Source organism: Segetibacter koreensis DSM 18137 (assembly GCF_000374045.1).
Lineage (GTDB): Bacteria > Bacteroidota > Bacteroidia > Chitinophagales > Chitinophagaceae > Segetibacter > Segetibacter koreensis.
Genome location: NZ_KB893385.1, coordinates 191,554 through 208,250 on the forward strand (window position 1 = coordinate 191,554; position 16,697 = coordinate 208,250).

12 protein-coding genes are annotated in these 16,697 nt (G+C 37.8%); 7 read left to right on the top strand and 5 right to left on the bottom strand.

Annotated features, from left to right (window positions below; genetic code table 11):
• The first annotated feature begins 101 nt into the window (after positions 1-101).
• The 3 genes from recG (at position 102) to B154_RS29820 (ending at position 6,936) form a co-directional block, all read left to right on the top strand.
• On the top strand, positions 102-2,192 hold the full coding sequence (gene recG / locus B154_RS0125950) for an ATP-dependent DNA helicase RecG (protein WP_051084356.1): 2,091 nt from the start codon (positions 102-104) through the stop codon (positions 2,190-2,192).
• 96 nt (positions 2,193-2,288) lie between these two features.
• Positions 2,289-5,900, top strand: coding sequence for a T9SS C-terminal target domain-containing protein (locus tag B154_RS0125955; protein WP_018617281.1), 3,612 nt, complete (start codon positions 2,289-2,291; stop codon positions 5,898-5,900).
• Positions 5,901-5,916: 16 nt separating this feature from the next.
• The gene (locus tag B154_RS29820) at positions 5,917-6,936 is read left to right on the top strand and encodes a PorP/SprF family type IX secretion system membrane protein (RefSeq protein WP_071595330.1); all 1,020 of its coding nucleotides are present in this window, start codon (positions 5,917-5,919) and stop codon (positions 6,934-6,936) included.
• Positions 6,937-6,966: 30 nt separating this feature from the next.
• Here the strand turns inward: B154_RS29820 and B154_RS0125965 are convergent, their stop codons facing one another.
• The 5 genes from B154_RS0125965 to rbfA all read right to left on the bottom strand — a co-directional run bounded on the left by B154_RS0125965 (position 6,967) and on the right by rbfA (position 11,645).
• Positions 6,967-7,770, bottom strand: a complete 804-nt coding sequence (locus B154_RS0125965; RefSeq protein ID WP_018617283.1) for a segregation and condensation protein A — start codon at positions 7,768-7,770, stop codon at positions 6,967-6,969.
• Positions 7,771-7,942: 172 nt separating this feature from the next.
• On the bottom strand, positions 7,943-8,506 hold the full coding sequence (gene frr, locus B154_RS0125970) for a ribosome recycling factor (RefSeq protein WP_018617284.1): 564 nt from the start codon (positions 8,504-8,506) through the stop codon (positions 7,943-7,945).
• A gap of 108 nt (positions 8,507-8,614) precedes the next feature.
• Entirely contained in the window at positions 8,615-9,754 is a 1,140-nt protein-coding gene (locus B154_RS0125975) for an MraY family glycosyltransferase (protein ID WP_018617285.1), read from the bottom strand.
• A gap of 257 nt (positions 9,755-10,011) precedes the next feature.
• Complete coding sequence (locus B154_RS0125980; RefSeq protein WP_018617286.1) at positions 10,012-11,229, bottom strand: FtsX-like permease family protein; 1,218 nt, start codon at positions 11,227-11,229, stop codon at positions 10,012-10,014.
• A gap of 38 nt (positions 11,230-11,267) precedes the next feature.
• Entirely contained in the window at positions 11,268-11,645 is a 378-nt protein-coding gene (gene rbfA, locus B154_RS0125985) for a 30S ribosome-binding factor RbfA (protein ID WP_018617287.1), read from the bottom strand.
• A gap of 65 nt (positions 11,646-11,710) precedes the next feature.
• Here rbfA and B154_RS0125990 point away from each other — a divergent pair, with 65 nt between their 5' ends.
• From B154_RS0125990 to B154_RS0126010, 4 genes are all read left to right on the top strand, one after another.
• Positions 11,711-13,540 (top strand): ABC transporter ATP-binding protein, encoded by a 1,830-nt coding sequence (locus B154_RS0125990; RefSeq protein WP_018617288.1) that lies wholly within the window; start codon positions 11,711-11,713, stop codon positions 13,538-13,540.
• 108 nt (positions 13,541-13,648) lie between these two features.
• Positions 13,649-14,257: a short chain dehydrogenase gene (locus B154_RS0125995; protein WP_018617289.1), complete on the top strand. Its 609-nt coding sequence runs from the start codon at positions 13,649-13,651 to the stop codon at positions 14,255-14,257.
• A gap of 241 nt (positions 14,258-14,498) precedes the next feature.
• Positions 14,499-14,726 (top strand): YtxH domain-containing protein, encoded by a 228-nt coding sequence (locus B154_RS0126000; RefSeq protein WP_018617290.1) that lies wholly within the window; start codon positions 14,499-14,501, stop codon positions 14,724-14,726.
• An 810-nt stretch (positions 14,727-15,536) separates the two neighbouring features.
• A complete protein-coding gene (locus B154_RS0126010) occupies positions 15,537-16,685 on the top strand; it encodes an MFS transporter (protein WP_018617292.1) in 1,149 nt (382 codons plus the stop codon).
• The last annotated feature ends 12 nt before the right edge of the window (positions 16,686-16,697 follow it).

Sequence of the window (16,697 nt, forward strand, 5' to 3'; positions counted from 1 at the left end):
TAAAAAAAGCCGCTGTCAGCACTAACATCTGGGATTAACAAATAACAATTATAAATCCCTTTATTTTTGTTATAAACAAAAGTATTATTCCCTCTCCTTCCATATTAGATAACCCTATTGAATACCTTAAAGGTGTAGGTCCGCTCAAAGCTGATTTGCTAAAAAAAGAACTAGCGCTTTTTACCTTCGGAGATTTACTGGAGCATTTTCCCCTGCGACATATTGATAAAACTACTATCAATACCATAGCAGACATTTCCGCAACTACAGACTACATTCAGGTAGCAGGTACGGTGGATGACCTGGTTATATTAGGTGAGAAAAGAAGTAAAAGATTAGTTGCCCGGTTAAAAGACAAAACCGGGACTCTCGAGCTTTGCTGGTTCCAGGGAATAAACTGGATAGAAAAAAATATTCATTCTGGCAGGCCTTATCTTGTTTTTGGAAAAGCAGGTTTTTTTAATGGAAAACCACAAATAACACATCCCGAAATAGAATTGTGGTCGCCTTCGATGGCAGAAGGAAAAGACTTTTTAGAACCTGTTTACCCGACCACAGAAAAACTGAAAGCAAAAGGCCTTAATGGAAGACAGATAGGCAAACTAACTGCATCATTAATGGAAATGATTTCTCCGAAAGAAATCCAGGAAAATATACCTGAGCCAATTATTTCAAAATTGAAATTAATGGGCAGATTTGATGCATACTGTTCTATCCATTTTCCTAAAAAAAAACAAGATTACGACGCAGCCCTATATCGGTTAAAGTTTGAGGAGTTTTTCATTTCACAAGTACGTTTAGGTTTAACAAGATTGAGCAGGCATAAAAGCAGCAAAGGAGTTGTATTTGAAAAAGTAGGAGAATTGTTCAATACTTTTTATAGCCATTATTTACCTTTTGAATTAACAGGTGCTCAAAAAAGAGTAATAAAAGAAATACGTGCAGATACCGGCCGTGGAAGGCAAATGAACAGGCTACTGCAAGGAGACGTGGGCAGCGGCAAAACGATTGTAGCATTACTGACCATGTTACTGGCTGCAGACAACGGCTATCAGAGTTGCTTAATGGCGCCTACCGAAATTTTGGCCCATCAACATTATAAAGGATTAAGCGAGTTATTACAAGATATGCCGGTTAACCTTCGTCTGTTAACGGGAAGTACCAAAACGGCAGAGCGAAAAGGAATACTGCGTGAGCTGGCAGAAGGGTCTTTGCATATGATAATTGGTACACATGCCCTTATCGAAGACCCAGTGATATTTAAAAACCTTGGCCTGTCTATCATTGATGAGCAGCATCGGTTTGGTGTAGCTCAAAGGGCCAGGCTATGGGCAAAAGCAGAGATTCATCCGCATGTGCTGGTAATGACAGCTACTCCTATACCCCGAACCCTTGCTATGACGGCTTATGGAGATTTGGATTATAGTGTTATGGATGAGCTGCCACCTGGAAGAAAACCGGTAACAACAGTACATAGAAACGAAATGCATAGGGTAAAGGTTATTGACTTTATACGCAATGAAATTGATAAAGGACGACAGGCATACATTATTTTTCCTTTGATAGAAGAGAGTGAGAAACTCGATTATGAAAACCTGATGGATGGCTATGAACATGTAAAAGCCTTTTTTCCCGAGCCAAAGTATTGGATAAGCATGGTACATGGCCGGCAACCTGCTGATATAAAAGCAAGCAACATGCATCGCTTTGTAAAAGGGGATACACAAATAATGGTCAGCACAACGGTAATAGAAGTAGGCGTGAATGTACCAAACGCTTCTATCATGGTTATCGAAAATGCAGAAAAATTTGGTTTGTCTCAATTACACCAGCTAAGAGGCAGAGTAGGTCGGGGAAGTGAAAAAAGTTTTTGCATACTACTAACAAGCAAATTAAACAACGATTCGCGTGAAAGAATAAAAACAATGTGTGCCACAAATGATGGGTTTAAAATTGCAGAAAAGGATTTGGAACTGAGAGGCCCGGGAGATATTGAGGGCACAAGGCAAAGTGGCGCTTTACTTTTCAAACTGGCCAATTTAGTTAACGATAAAGAAATATTGGAAGTTGCAAAAAAAGAGTCTGAAGTTCTACTTACTGCTGATGAAAGTCTTTCATCTCACTATAATTTAAATTTAAAAAATTATCTCCTTGTTCAGAAAGGTAAAACAGTCTGGAGTAAGATATCTTAATGTCCTGTTCAGCTAGTTTTAACAAAAAATCATTTATCCGGTACATAGCTTTATCTCGTAGATTATTTGTAACTTTTAAAAAAATTTCAAACCGAATTGAAAAGACCTGTTTCAATTGTAACTATCACTGCTTTGCTTTTTAGCAGTATATCATCTTACTGTCAATATGCAAACCTTGAGTTTGTAGAAAATAAAGGGCAGTGGGATGAAAGCGTGAAATTTAAAGGGGTTATGAATAACGGGGCTTTCTTCCTGAAAGAAAAAGGTTTTAGAGTTTTGCAGAGTAATCCTGAAGATCTTCAGAAAATGGCTTTTTATCACGGTGTTTCTTATGAATCTACTAAGAAAATGGAGGCGAGGTCAATTATTCCTTCTAACGATAAAGATAGAATAACTGTGCACTCACATGTATACGATGTGCAGTTTATAAATGCTCAAACTCCTGTCATTGTTGCCGATAAGCCACTTAGCACCTATAATAATTATATCATCGGCAACGATCCTTCTAAATGGAAAGGCAATTGTCGTATATACCAGGCAATCACTTATCAAAATATATACCCGGGCATTGACATCAGGTATTATACAAATGAGCAAAAACTGAAGTATGATATTGTTGTTCATGCCGGTGCAGATCTTTCCCGTTTGGCAATGAAGTATGATGGTGTGGATGGTTTGCAGGTAAAAAACGAACAATTGGTTATTAAAACATCTGTAGGTGAAACACGTGAACTTGCGCCATACGCCTACCAGGTAGTAGCTGGTGTTAAAAAAGAAGTAGGCTGCCGGTTTAAAGTAGCCGGAAAAACAGTTCAATTTGCAATAAACGGTTATTCAAAATCTTCTGATTTAATTATAGATCCTACACTGATTTTTTCAACGTTCAGTGGCAGCAATGCTGACAATTGGGGATATACTGCTACCTATGGTCCTGATGGTAGTTTTTATGCAGGCGGAATTGTATTTGCGGCAGGTTTTCCCACAAACCCCGGCGCATTCAATACTACTTATAATAGTGGAACAAATGATGATGAAGGAATTGGCGGCTATGATATTGGTATTATAAAATTCACCCCTAATGGTGATAATCGCACTTATGCCACATATCTCGGTGGAAGTGGAAATGAACAACCGCACAGCCTTGTGGTTGATGGCCAGGGTGAATTAGTAATAGCCGGACGCACAAATTCAGCAAACTATCCTACAACTGTTACTGACCGGCCGGGAGGAAAATATGATATCATTCTCACTAAGCTAAATGCGGCAGGTTCTGCATTAGTAGGTTCAAGAAAAATAGGTGGCAGTGAATGGGACGGGGTAAACATCAGGCCCAAGTATCCATTAAGCGCAACCATTCAAAGTATTCGCAGAAATTACGGTGACGATGCAAGAAGTGAAGTAATAATTGATAATAGCGGCGACATTCTTGTTGCCTCTAATACTCAGTCTCCAGATTTTCCGGTAAGCGCCGGGGCTTTTCAAAAAACTTTTGCCGGTAAACAAGATGGTGTTATCATAAAACTAACTCCTGATCTTAGCAATATTCTTTTCAGTACCTTTTTAGGAGGAAGTGGAAATGATGCTGCTTTTGTATTAGCCATAAACCCTACTGATAATAATATTTATGTCGGTGGCAATACAGACAGCACAAATTTGCCCGGTGACAAAACAAATGTATTACACCCGACATACCAGGGTGGAGGCACAGATGGTTTTGTTTCTATTATATCGCCCGACGGCAGGACTTTGCTAAAAACGACTTACATAGGAACCCAAGGTGTTGATATGCTTTATGGCATTCAGTTCGATAAATTTAGCTTCCCTTATATCATGGGAACAACTACGAGTGACAGTTGGCCAGTGGTCAATGCAGCTTTCTCTCAGAGCAAAGGCAAGCAATTTATTGCAAAGCTAAAACCTGATTTGTCGGCTTATGAATATTCTACTGTCTTTGGCAGTGGCAGTAAGGAACCAAATATTTCACCTATTGCCTTTTTGGTAGACAGGTGTGAGAATGTTTATGTGTCAGGTTGGGGAGGATCGGTGGATACGAGAGGAGGATATGCATCTGCCGGAACAAGCGGATTATCTGTTACACCAGACGCAATACAATCCAGAACCGATAACAGTGACTTTTATTTTTTTGTACTAGAAAGAAATGCCACAGCCCAGTTGTATGGTAGTTTTTTTGGGCAAAGTGGAGGCTTTGGTGAACATGTAGATGGAGGAACAAGCCGCTTCGATCGAAATGGAGTTATTTACCAGGCATTGTGTGCCAATTGTGGGCGTGATGTTTCTTTCCCTACTACCCCGGGAGTATGGTCGCCCTCAAATGGTTCGGCAGAATGTAACCTTGCTGCAGTTAAAATAGCCTTTAACCTTGCCGGTGTTGCCGGTAGTGTAAGGGCTTCTATTAATGGTGTAGTGCGAGACACTTCAGGCTGTGTACCCTTAACGGTAGACTTTGCTGACACCCTTGCGCTTGGCAAAATGTATATTTGGGATTTTGGAGATGGGTCTGCTGAAGTAAAAACAATGGACCCGACTACAAGTCATACTTATAATAAAGTGGGAAATTACCAGGTTAGACTTATTTCGATTGATAGCTCAAAATGCAATATTGCAGATTCGGCATATACGCACATCAGGGTTAGAACCGATAAAGTTTCACTCGGTTTTACACCTAAGAAATTATTGCCCTGCGAGTCTGCCAACTACCAGTTTTTAAATACTTCATTTGTAACGCCTTCCGGCAGACCCTTTACCAACACCTCTTTTACGTGGTATTTTGGAGATAATACCCCACCTGTCGCTGCCGGTACTAATCCTGTTACCCACGCATTTCCGGGAGTGGGGGTGTATAACGTAAAATTAGTATTAACAGATACCTCTTTTTGTAATGCACCTGACTCTATTGAAATTGCTTTAAGAATAGCTTCAAATTTAAAAGCGCAATTTGAGACTCCTGCAAGTGGATGCGCTCCATACAATGCAGTATTTAATAATCTTTCCGAAGGTGGCCAGCAGTTTTATTGGGACTTTGGAGACGGAGGAACTTCGACAGAGGTTAGCCCTACACATTTATATTCTGTTCCGGGAACGTACAAAATTAAATTAGAAGCAGTTGACTCCGGAACATGCAATAAGATAGACACAACGGGTACCGCAATAATCGTTAGTGATAAGCCAACTGCCGCATATACCTTTACACCAAATCCTCCACAGGAAAATACGCCGGTGGCTTTTGCAAATAGTTCAATCGCAGCAACACGATATGTATGGGATTTTGGTGATGGCGAAACTTTGGCAACTACGTCACAAGCCACTGTCTCACACATATATAACCTGACAGGAACGTTTAATTCGTGCCTTATTGCAATAAATAATTTTGGTTGCGAGGATACCACCTGCCAAAACATTGTGGCTCGTGTAATACCCCTACTTGATGTACCTAATGCTTTTACTCCTAACGGAGATGGAATCAACGATAAAGTCTTTGTGCGGGGATTTGGTATAAGTAAAATGACGTGGAGGATTTACAACCGATGGGGCCAGATGGTTTTTGAAACAAATGACAGAACAGCGGGCTGGGACGGAACTTATAAGGGAAGCATGCAACCTAAAGAAGTTTACCACTATATTTTATCAGTTCAATATTCTGACAATACAAAATATGAGAAAAAAGGTGATATAACATTATTAAGATGAATGAAAACAGAAGAGAATGAAAAAGAAATTAAACTATTGCCTACTTTTAATGATATGCTTTGGATGGCAGATTAGTACAACAGCCCAGGATTTACATTTTTCACAGTATTTCAACTCACCTTTATTGGTCAATCCTGCAAATACTGGTTTTATTCCCGAGGGGGATCACCGCTTTGGTCTAAATTACAGAAACCAGTGGGCGAATATTGGCAATCCATATAAAACATTTAGCGTTTTTGGCGATGGCCAGTTTTTTGGGGAGAGGTTTGAAAATGGATGGGTAGGAATTGGAGGTGCATTATTAAGAGACGTGGCCGGATCAGGGGATTTAACCACTACCCGAGCATTTGGATCGATTGCCTATCACCAGGCTATTGGTTTAGGAAGCCTTGTAAGTGCGGGTTTTAACATCGGGTACGTTAATAAGAGAATTGACTTTACAAAACTTACTTTTGATAATCAGTGGAACGGGAAGTTCTTTGACATATCGGCACCCAGTGGAGAGCCTTTTGCAACCAACCAGGTAAACTATTTTACTTTACAGGCTGGCGTAAACTACGCTTACTATCCAAATGCAAATACCTATTTCAATATCGGTTTTAGTGCTTCAAACATTAACAGACCAAAAGAATCGTTTTTTACAGATGGACTGGTTGATACCCGTGTTGCTACACGGTTGACGACCTTTCTCAACGGCAGCTTCAGAACCAGTGATGCCTGGATTGTAAATCCGAATATATACGTAAGCAGGATGACCACTGCATTGGAAGTTGTAGCTGGAGGTACTGCTCAACGCGACCTTAGTGGAAATGGAAACACCCAGTTAATATTGGGGGGATATTATCGCGTAAGTGATGCTTTTATACCTGTCGTAGGCGTTCAAAAAAGTGGTTATAAGTTTACATTTAGTTACGATGCTACTTCGTCTGCGTTAAGAAACTATAACCAAAGCCGTGGCGCCTATGAAATGTCAATTGTTAAACAAGGATTAATTGACAAATCAAAAGATATAAAATGTCCGTCAGTAAGGTTTTAAGCAAAAAGGGTTAAATGTTACTTTACTTGGCTAATTTAAAATAGTGGAAAAAGGAGGACTTTCAAATTCACCTGGAAGTCCTACCCTGTTTTCATTCCATTCTACTATAAAATTATTTTTTCCTTCTCCGACCATGATGCTCATAAAATGCAGCTGAATTAACTCAAGCATCGATAAGAAAATAAAAATAGCATGAATACGATCGTCGCACTCTTCAAAAATCCTTTCAAATGAAACTGTCTTTTCTTTACTTGCCATGTTAAATACAAATTCCCGGCTCTGTTCCATCGTATAATCGTATCTTACTACAGTATGCACAGGTTTATTTTGCCGGTCATGCACTTTCTGCATTACTTTTTCAAAAGACTTCATGAGTTTAAACAAAGTAATATTTTGTATCTCTGTTCCTTCTCCTGACAACTCTCCTACCAGGTTCAATTCTTTTTGAAGGTTACCTCTTTTAACCATCAACATTCTAAGTTCTTCCATTTCCGCCATCTGGGCTGCAGCCTGTTTAAATCTTTTGTATTCCAAAATTTTATCTATCAACTCCTGCCTCGGATCTATTTCATTTCCATGCGCATCAATTTCCTTTCTTGGCAACAACAGCCGGGCTTTTATTCTCATGAGCGTTGACACAAAAAGAATAAACTCGCTACTTAATTCGATATTTAGCGAATCCTGCGAATGGATATAGGTAAGAAAATCATTTGTAATCCTGGTAATAGGAATATTATAAATATCTAATTCGTCTCTTTCTATAAAAAATAACAAGAGATCAAAAGGTCCTTCAAACTGCGGAAGCTTGATTTGATATGTTTCAGAATGTGACATTTAAAACTTTGTAATAAATTAAGTCCATATATAAACTATATATGGACTTACAAATATATTCAATAGATAGAGAAATCAACAAGTAGCTAAAATAAGAAACTGACAATAAATACACATTGTGTGATTTCTATTCAATTATTATCATTGGGCTTCTCAGAATTGGATTTTAAATTTATATAGACATTACATCTTTTTCCTTAGCGGCCAATAATTTATCGACCAGTACAATATACCGGTCAGTAACATCTTGTATCTCTTTTTCGGAATCTTTTACAATATCTTCGCTAAGGCCTTCTTTCTGAAGCCTCTTTACTTCTTCTATTGCTTCGCGTCTGATGTTTCGTATGGCAATTTTCGATTGTTCAGCTTCTGCTGCTGATCTTTTTACAAGCTCCCTTCTTCTCTCTTCAGTCAGTGGTGGTAAAAAAAGACGGATGTTCTGACCGTCATTTTGTGGATTCATGCCAATATTAGCAGCCATAATCGCTTTTTCTATCAACTGAAGTGTTTTTTTCTCCCAAGGCTGAATGCTGATTGTACGGGCATCCATAATATTTATGTTAGCAACTTGGCTTATAGGTGTTGGAGAACCGTAATATTCTACCATGATACCATCGAGCATATTTGGGTTTGCTTTTCCGGCGCGTATTTTTACCAGTTCAGCTTCCAGAAAACCTATCGCCTTTTTCATAGATGATTCAGCATCATCAATTATCAATTCCAGTTCTTCAGTCATTTCAACAAAATTTTCATGGCAAATCTAAGCAATAGACCAATACTAAGTTGAATCTTCGATAGATATAAAAAGTGTTTAGGATACCACTTTTACATTTTTTTGAGGTTTTTAATCTTCCTCAACCACAGCTGCCTTATCATATACAGGCAGCAACCTTACTTTTTCTTCCTGCGGTACAGGTGATTTGGCTTCTCCTTTTACCACATGAAATTTGTATGTTGAAGTTTTAATTTTCAAGAAATATACAAGAGAGAAAAATAACAAAGTTTGTCCGGCAATTAAAAAACCAATACCAATCTTTTGAAAGATAAAAGAGAGGCCGGTTATCAGGATTGTGACAATAATACACGTAAAAGTTACGGTTTTATGATTATAGCCATTATTTAATAATAAATGATGTATATGATTTCTGTCAGGCTTAAAGGGCGAATTTCCATTCATTATTCTTATAGAAAACACACGCAAAGTATCTAACAGGGGTATTAGCAAGATACCAAAGCCAATAGCAGGAGAAGCGGTAACAGGATAAAAAGAATAGGTGCTTCCGGTTTCGATGAATTTTATGACAAGTATGCTATTTATGAGGCCAATTATAAGAGAACCTGTGTCGCCCATAAAAATCTTTGCCGGGTGAAAGTTATAAATTAAAAAAGCTACCAGGCTTCCCGCAAAAGTAAACGACAGTACAGCGTAAGGAATATTTCCGTTTATCAAAAAGAACGTACCAAATACCGCTGACGAAATAAGACCAAGACTGCCCGCGAGACCATCGACACCATCAATTAAATTAAAAGCGTTGATAATTACTACCAAAGAAAATGCGGTTAGTATATAACTAAATGCTGTATTAATCTGGTAAATACCAAACAGACCATGCATATTCGTTATAACAAGCTTTGCTTTATATATAAGAATACCAGCAGCAATAATTTGACCTAAGAATTTTTTTATGGGTGATATAATTATAATATCATCCTTCATTCCTAAGAAAAATATAATAAGAAACGCAGCAAAATAATATTGAAACTCGGGAGCTTCTGATGAAAAACTAACAGTTAACAGAATGCTGAAAATGAATCCTATAAACATTCCCAATCCTCCTAATGAAGGTATCGGTTCTTTATGTAGTTTTCGCTTATCGTCCGGTTCATCATATAGCTTTTTTACTTTGGCGACAGTTATTATAGCAGGTATAACAGTAAATGTTATCAGAAAAGCTATTAACCCACCGGCAATAATTCTTTCCATTAGCTTCATTTTTGGGTGATGGTAGCTACTCTAAATCATGGCAAATAAAGTGCTTTTTAATTATAATATGTAATTCTCAGACAAGTTTTCTAGAAAAAATGATGGCAAAACTTTCAAAATTATTTTGTCTTTGACAAGAAAAAAGCTTTTTTGGCTGCTCATAATATTCAACATTTTATGCATTTCAGTCAATTATTCAACTAAACCGCAATAATTATTAATATTAAAAAAAAACAAAAAAGCGCTGCATTTATCAGCTAACTTTTTAATGAATACTGTTGTAAACTTGCTTTTTTTGATGGTATCCAGGCAGCTAATGTGGAAATAAATACAATAGTGCCGATAACAAGAACAAAGTCAGAAAAAACCATCTTTACCGGATAATAATCAATTATAAAACTTCCTCCTGATAATTTTAAAAGTTTGTATTTCATCTGCAACACACACAATAATATAGCCAAAATCATACCTGCTGTGCCTCCAAATGCCGCCAGGACAAAACCTTCATTTAAAAAAATTCGTTGAATATAGCCGTTATCTGCACCCATTGCCTTTAGCACAGCAATGTCTTTTTGCTTCTCGAGAACCAGCATTGTGAGGGCTCCAATCATATTAAAAGCTGCTACAACAAGTATGAGTGACAAAATACCATATATAACCCACTTCTCTACCTGCATTACAGTATAAAGACTTTGATTTTGCTGATATCGTGATTCTACCTTTACAGTGCTTCCCATCAACTTCTGTAAGCTTTCTTTTACAACGTCTGCTTCGGCAGTACTATCTAAGGCAACCTCAACTGCACTAAACTGATCAGGCCGAAGGTCAAGCATGTACTTTACGAAATCGATATTTGTTATGGCATACTTGTTATCAAAGTCTTGCTGAAGGATAAAACTGCCACTAACATTTGCATTGTATGAATTTAATGCGTCTAAGCCAGAGAAGTTTTTAGCTTTAAAATTGGGCAGATAAACAGTAAGAGGAGTAACATTCATGCCGGGTTCAACTCCAACGGCATTTTCAATACCTGCCCCCAAAATAAGTAATGGACGATCAGTTGTGCCCCTGTCGAATTTGCCTTTAAACATGTGTTTGCTTAAACCGCTGACCTGTGTATATTGATCATCAACTCCTTTTAAGTATATTATACTTTGGAATTCATCATTTACCAACACAGCTTTTTCTTCTGCAATTGTGCTTATCTGTCTTACGCCATCGGTCCGTTTAATGCGCTGCAACTGTGCAGTTGAAAGGGTAAGAAATTTTCCTTTTGCAGGTGCTATTCTGATATCAGTATAAAAATCGGCATATAAACCTTTTACAAGGTCTTCAAAACCATTAAACACACTTAACACTAATATCAGCGCAGCCGCACCAACTGCAATGGCCAGAATACTTATCCAGGCAATGAGGTTGATGGCGTTTGTTGTCTTTTTCCCCTTAAAATATCTCCAGGCAAATAAAATTGTCATCTATCGGGAAGTTTCCGGTAACAGGCAAAAAGATTTAATTAATCAGGTTTCTTATTTTCTTCTTCCTCGTTATGTAGCTTTTTAAAAATATCTTCCATTTTAAAAACATAGTCCAGCGTATCATCCAGGTAAAACTGCAAAAGAGGTATTCTTCTCAATTGGTGTTTTACCCTCTCGCTCAGTTCCTTTTTGATTTCCCACGCTTGTGCCTGTATTTTTTTTAGTGCTGCCTGAGTATCCTGTACCTTAAACAAACTTATATATATTCTTGCCTCCAATAAGTCGGGAGTAATTTTAACTGTTGAAATAGAGACCATTCCTCCGTCTATCATATTTAGTCCCAGCCGCATAAATATATCGTTCAACTCTTGTTGAATTACTGCGGCCACCTGTTTTTGTCGTTTTCCTTCCTGCATCTATTCTACTGTTTATGGCTGTAAAATTAGTTACTTTGTAGCTATTTGAACGATTTATAACACTAATGAGAAAATATTCGCGTCTTTTTAAATATCTGCGTTTTTTTAAGGGAAACATTATTCTGTACTTTCTATTTACAATTCTGTCAATCATTTTTTCACTGATTTCATTAGGTACGCTTCCTTTTTTCTTACGGTTAATATTCTCTACCGAAAAACTGGTACTGCAAAAACCGGCAGCCATACATGGCTCTGCCGACGTTATTAATTATGTTAACTATCAAATAAGTAATATAATAGTTTCAAACGGAAGTCGCGGCCCTGTTTTAGCACTCGCCATAATATGCCTCGTTGTCATTGTATCAGTGTTACTAAAAAATTTGTTCCTGTATCTTTCTTTCTATGTATTGGCTCCAATGAAAAATTCGATAATGACAAGATTGAGAGAAGAATTGTATGATAAATTACTTCAATTGCCAATTGGTTTTTTTACAGAACAAAGAAAAGGTGATGTTATGAGCCGGATGACAAATGACATAGGTGAACTGGAAGGTTCTGTCGTGGGCACAATGGAAGGATTTATAAAAGATCCTTTGAATATACTCATCATTCTGGGAACCCTTATTTTCATCAGTCCCCAGCTTTCGTTGTTCCTATTAATTTTTCTTCCGCTTACAGGCATAATAATAGGCCGTGTTAGCCGGTCACTAAAAAAACAGTCTAATGCAGCAGCAATTATGTTGGGCGAGGCTTTATCAGTGTTAGACGAAACGCTCGGTGGGTTACGGGTGATTAAAGCCTTTAATGCGGAAAAGCTGTTGCAAACAAAATTTAATACAACCAATAATGATCTGTTTCATTTGCGCAATCGAATGCAGTATCGCCGTGACCTAGCCTCTCCTTTAAGCGAAGTCTTGGGCGTCATGGTTTTATGTGGTATTCTATGGTTTGGCGGCCGTTTAGTTCTGGGTGGTCAATCGGGTCTTAAAGCTGAAGCATTTATAATGTATGTTGGCATCTTTACTCAAATAATCAATCCTGCCAAGGCGCTTTCTTCTTCGTTTTATAACATGCAACGGGGAAGTGCAGCTATTACGAGAATAGAGGAAATACTGAATGCGCCCGTAAAAGTAGATGAAAATGTAAACGGATTAAAACTTACATCTTTTAGTAAAGCTATAGAGTTTAAGAACGTCAGTTTTTCTTATGAAGATAAAATAGTATTACATAATATTAATCTTAGAATTGAAAAAGGAAAGACAATTGCACTGGTTGGCTCTTCAGGTGCCGGCAAAAGCACTTTAGCTGATCTCATTCCACGCTTTCATGATGTTACAGCTGGGGAAATATTAATCGATGGAATAAATATCAAAGATTATTCATTGTATTCTGTAAGAAAACAAATGGGAATTGTAACACAGGAGCCCATTTTATTTAATGATACCATAGCAGCTAATATAGCTTTAGGAATGGAAAACGCTACCGACGATCAAATTGAAACAGCAGCCAAAATTGCTAATGCCCATAATTATATACAACAAAAAGAAGTGGCATATAAAACGAACATAGGAGACAGAGGTGGTAAACTTAGCGGCGGAGAAAGGCAAAGACTAACCATTGCAAGAGCTGTTCTCAAAAATCCACCGATCTTAATTTTAGATGAAGCCACTTCGTCCCTCGATACTGAAAGTGAAAAGCTGGTACAGGATGCAATAAATAATATGATGCAGAATCGCACTTCCATCGTCATTGCCCATAGGCTAAGCACAATTCGTCATGCTGATGAAATTATTGTTATGCAAAAAGGTGAAATTGCCGAACGAGGAACGCATACAGAATTATTGGCTCGAGGAGGAATTTATAAAAGATTGGTAGATATGCAGGAAGTGAAGTAAGTTTTTAGAGCAACAAATACCAACACTGAATTTACAAAAGCTACGTATACAGGTTAATAGTTTCACTTATCTTTACGAGGATTCTTTTAACTGACAAAAACCTAAAATATGAAAGTTGTAGTAGTAGGCTCTTCCGGAACGATTGGTAAAGCAGTAACACAACTACTGAAAGATAAAGGGCACGAGGTTGTTGAAGTTTCCCGCTCCACTAAACCTGGCGTTAATATAATGGACTCTTCATCTATTGAAAATTTTTACAGCAGTTTAGGTGAAGTTGATGCTATTATTTGTGCCGCAGGAGATGCTGCAGCAGCTCCGCTTGATAAGCTCACTAATGAGCAAATTCAACTTTCAATAAACAGCAAACTTTTAGGGCAGGTAAACATGGTACGTAAAGGATTATCAAATGTGCGACCTAATGGTGTATTTGTAATAACAGGCGGTATGCTTGCTTACACACCGTGGCCACAAACTTCAATAATTACAACGGTTAATGCGGGCCTGGAAGGATTTGCGAAGGCAGCAGCACTCGATTTAACAGACGGCCGACGGATAGTTATCGTACATCCGCCATGGATTGCAGAAACTGCTGCTAAACTGGGCATGGATGCCACACCATGGCCAAACGCTGCCAAAGCTGCCGAGGCATATCTTGAAGCCTTAGAAGGAAACATGAATGGAGAACCGGTTTTTGTAGAAGGTTACAAACCGTCTTAATTTTTTAGATTTAAAAGCCCTTGCATCGATGCAGCAAGAAATAGTAAGGTTAAGTTTAAATAGTTATAAGCAAAATCTTATATTTTTAATAATCTAAAGCTTAAGCCCTATTTTCTTTTTAATACCTTTCTTTTATAGACAAGTACTTTTTTTTCCTTCATAATCGAAGTATATTTGCTATACCTACGTATAAAAGTAATAGCGAAGTTTTTTAAGACTACTAAACTTTAATCCTTACATTATGAATAATTCATCTAAAATCTTAATTGCTTTTTTTGCCGGTTTTGCTGCTGGCACAGTTACCGGTCTTATGATTGCACCGGATGAAGGATCAAAAACAAGGGAAAACCTATCAAAAAAAGGCAAAAAGCTTTGGAAAAAAACTAAAAAATCAGCAGACGAATTTGTAAAAAAATCAGCAGATCTAAAAGATAAAGTTGTCAAAGAGGGCAAAGAAATATTTGAATAGAAATTAATTTTTTGTGCCTGATCAATCAGTGTACGAAAAATTTTCGGAGGAGCCCTTTTGTAAGTGCTTTTGTCGAGGATTGTCCGGCCCACATCGCTATAAGATCCTCGTCGTTTTGCTTATTACCGTATTCTCTTATTGAAGAAATCACTTGCATAATTAATTCTGTTGTCGAAGGCAGAATTTGCAAAAAAGGCTAATCGATTTTGCTATTGGATGATTCTGTTTTTTTTATTTGTATCGTAACTCCTTAAAAGTCAACCTTTACGTTTCAAAATTTTATTGTTCCTCCTAACAGAAATTTGGTTGCTTATTTTCAAGTTCTTTAGATTGTTTACAATTAATGCTGCAGACACCTACATCTTGCGGACTGTCTAAACATCTTTACTATCGTTGCTATAATTACCCTTCAACTCCCGAACGTTTGTTAGTACTTTTTTATTAATTATCCAAAAAATGACATATTAATAAATTGTTAATAATACTATTAATTAAACCCTTACTCTTCCAATAGGTCTTATTTTTGTTATATCCGATATGTAATTTTTTCTTCCCGCAATGATTGTAAGCAACAGAAAGAGTTCTGAGAGATTTTAAAACTCGATCTTTAAAATGATCATTCGATTTCTGCTATTATGAATTGCAATACTGTTTTTATATCAGTATTACAACCTATCGATATTGAGCATGCCATAAGAAATTTTTTATTTCAGCTTCACATTCCCCTGCGTTATTAGCAGTTGAACGATAGTTTGAACATAGCATAAAGTGTGAAAATGAGGTAGAAATATTCAGAACAAAAAAATAATTATGAATACAACGTTAACAATACAACCAAGGATATATAGAATAGCAGTCAGTGCGTTTTTCTTTTTGGCAGGATTAACCTTTGCTACATGGGCAAGCCGGATACCTGATATTAAAACAGCTCTGCATCTATCAGAGGCCGGCTTAGGTATGGTACTCTTTGCATTGCCAGTAGGGCAGCTTTTAAGCCTGCCTCTGTCAGCCTGGTTATCCTCAAAATTTGGCACCAGGTCAGTCATGCTTCTTGCCTCGGTGCTATACCCGCTTACACTGGTGCTGCTGGCAAGCACAACAAGCGCTTTTCAATTGATTCTTGCCCTATTTCTATTTGGGTTATGGGCAAACATGATCAATATTGCTATGAATACACAAGCAGTAGGTGTTGAAAGCATATATGGCAGATCAATTATGGCTTCTTTTCACGGCTTGTGGAGCCTTGCAGGTTTTACGGGTGCAGTACTAGGCAGCTTCTTTGTATCAGTTGGCCTTACTCCACTAGTACACTTTTCAATCATTTGCGCTGTAGCAAGTTTGATAGTGCTATCATCCTATAAAAGCACCTTACCCAATGAGACAAGTAAAGAAGACGCGAAGCCAATATTTGTAAAACCTGACAGAGGAATTTTAATACTCGGACTTATCGCCTTTTCCTGCATGGTCTGCGAAGGTGCTATGGCAGACTGGAGCGGAGTGTATTTTCAAAAAGTTGTAGAGACACCTGCTCGATTTACAACCATAGGATATGTTGCATTTACCGCAACTATGGCTACGGGTCGTTTTGCCGGCGATTGGCTCGTAACACGGTTTGGCGTAAAGCGTATGCTGCAATTAAGTGGTAGTATCATCACAACAGGATTACTGGTAGCAGTTATATTTCCTAATCTTATATCAGCAACTACCGGTTTTTTACTCGTAGGTTTTGGTGTCTCTTCAGTGGTACCTATTGTATATGGCCTTGCGGGCAAATCAACTACCATGTCAGCTAGTACGGCGTTAGCTGCTGTATCCACCATCGGATTTTTAGGTTTTTTAATCGGGCCTCCACTTATCGGTTTTATTGCCCAAACTGCTGGCTTACGATTGTCATTTGCCCTTATAGCCGTGCTGGGATTTGGAACAACATTCCTGGCGGCTAAAATAAAAACTGTTTAGTTACACAATTAA

Bases quoted from the DNA above. Each gene is read 5' to 3' on its own strand.
- B154_RS0125965 (WP_018617283.1), bottom strand. From the start codon at position 7,770: ATGTCACATTCTGAAACATATCAAATCAAGCTTCCGCAGTTTGAAGGA.
- frr (WP_018617284.1), bottom strand. From the start codon at position 8,506: ATGACTGAAGAACTGGAATTGATAATTGATGATGCTGAATCATCTATG.
- B154_RS29820 (WP_071595330.1), top strand. From the start codon at position 5,917: ATGAAAAAGAAATTAAACTATTGCCTACTTTTAATGATATGCTTTGGA.
- B154_RS0126000 (WP_018617290.1), top strand. From the start codon at position 14,499: ATGAATAATTCATCTAAAATCTTAATTGCTTTTTTTGCCGGTTTTGCT.
- B154_RS0125995 (WP_018617289.1), top strand. From the start codon at position 13,649: ATGAAAGTTGTAGTAGTAGGCTCTTCCGGAACGATTGGTAAAGCAGTA.
- rbfA (WP_018617287.1), bottom strand. From the start codon at position 11,645: ATGCAGGAAGGAAAACGACAAAAACAGGTGGCCGCAGTAATTCAACAA.
- B154_RS0126010 (WP_018617292.1), top strand. From the start codon at position 15,537: ATGAATACAACGTTAACAATACAACCAAGGATATATAGAATAGCAGTC.
- B154_RS0125980 (WP_018617286.1), bottom strand. From the start codon at position 11,229: ATGACAATTTTATTTGCCTGGAGATATTTTAAGGGGAAAAAGACAACA.
- B154_RS0125975 (WP_018617285.1), bottom strand. From the start codon at position 9,754: ATGGAAAGAATTATTGCCGGTGGGTTAATAGCTTTTCTGATAACATTT.
- B154_RS0125990 (WP_018617288.1), top strand. From the start codon at position 11,711: ATGAGAAAATATTCGCGTCTTTTTAAATATCTGCGTTTTTTTAAGGGA.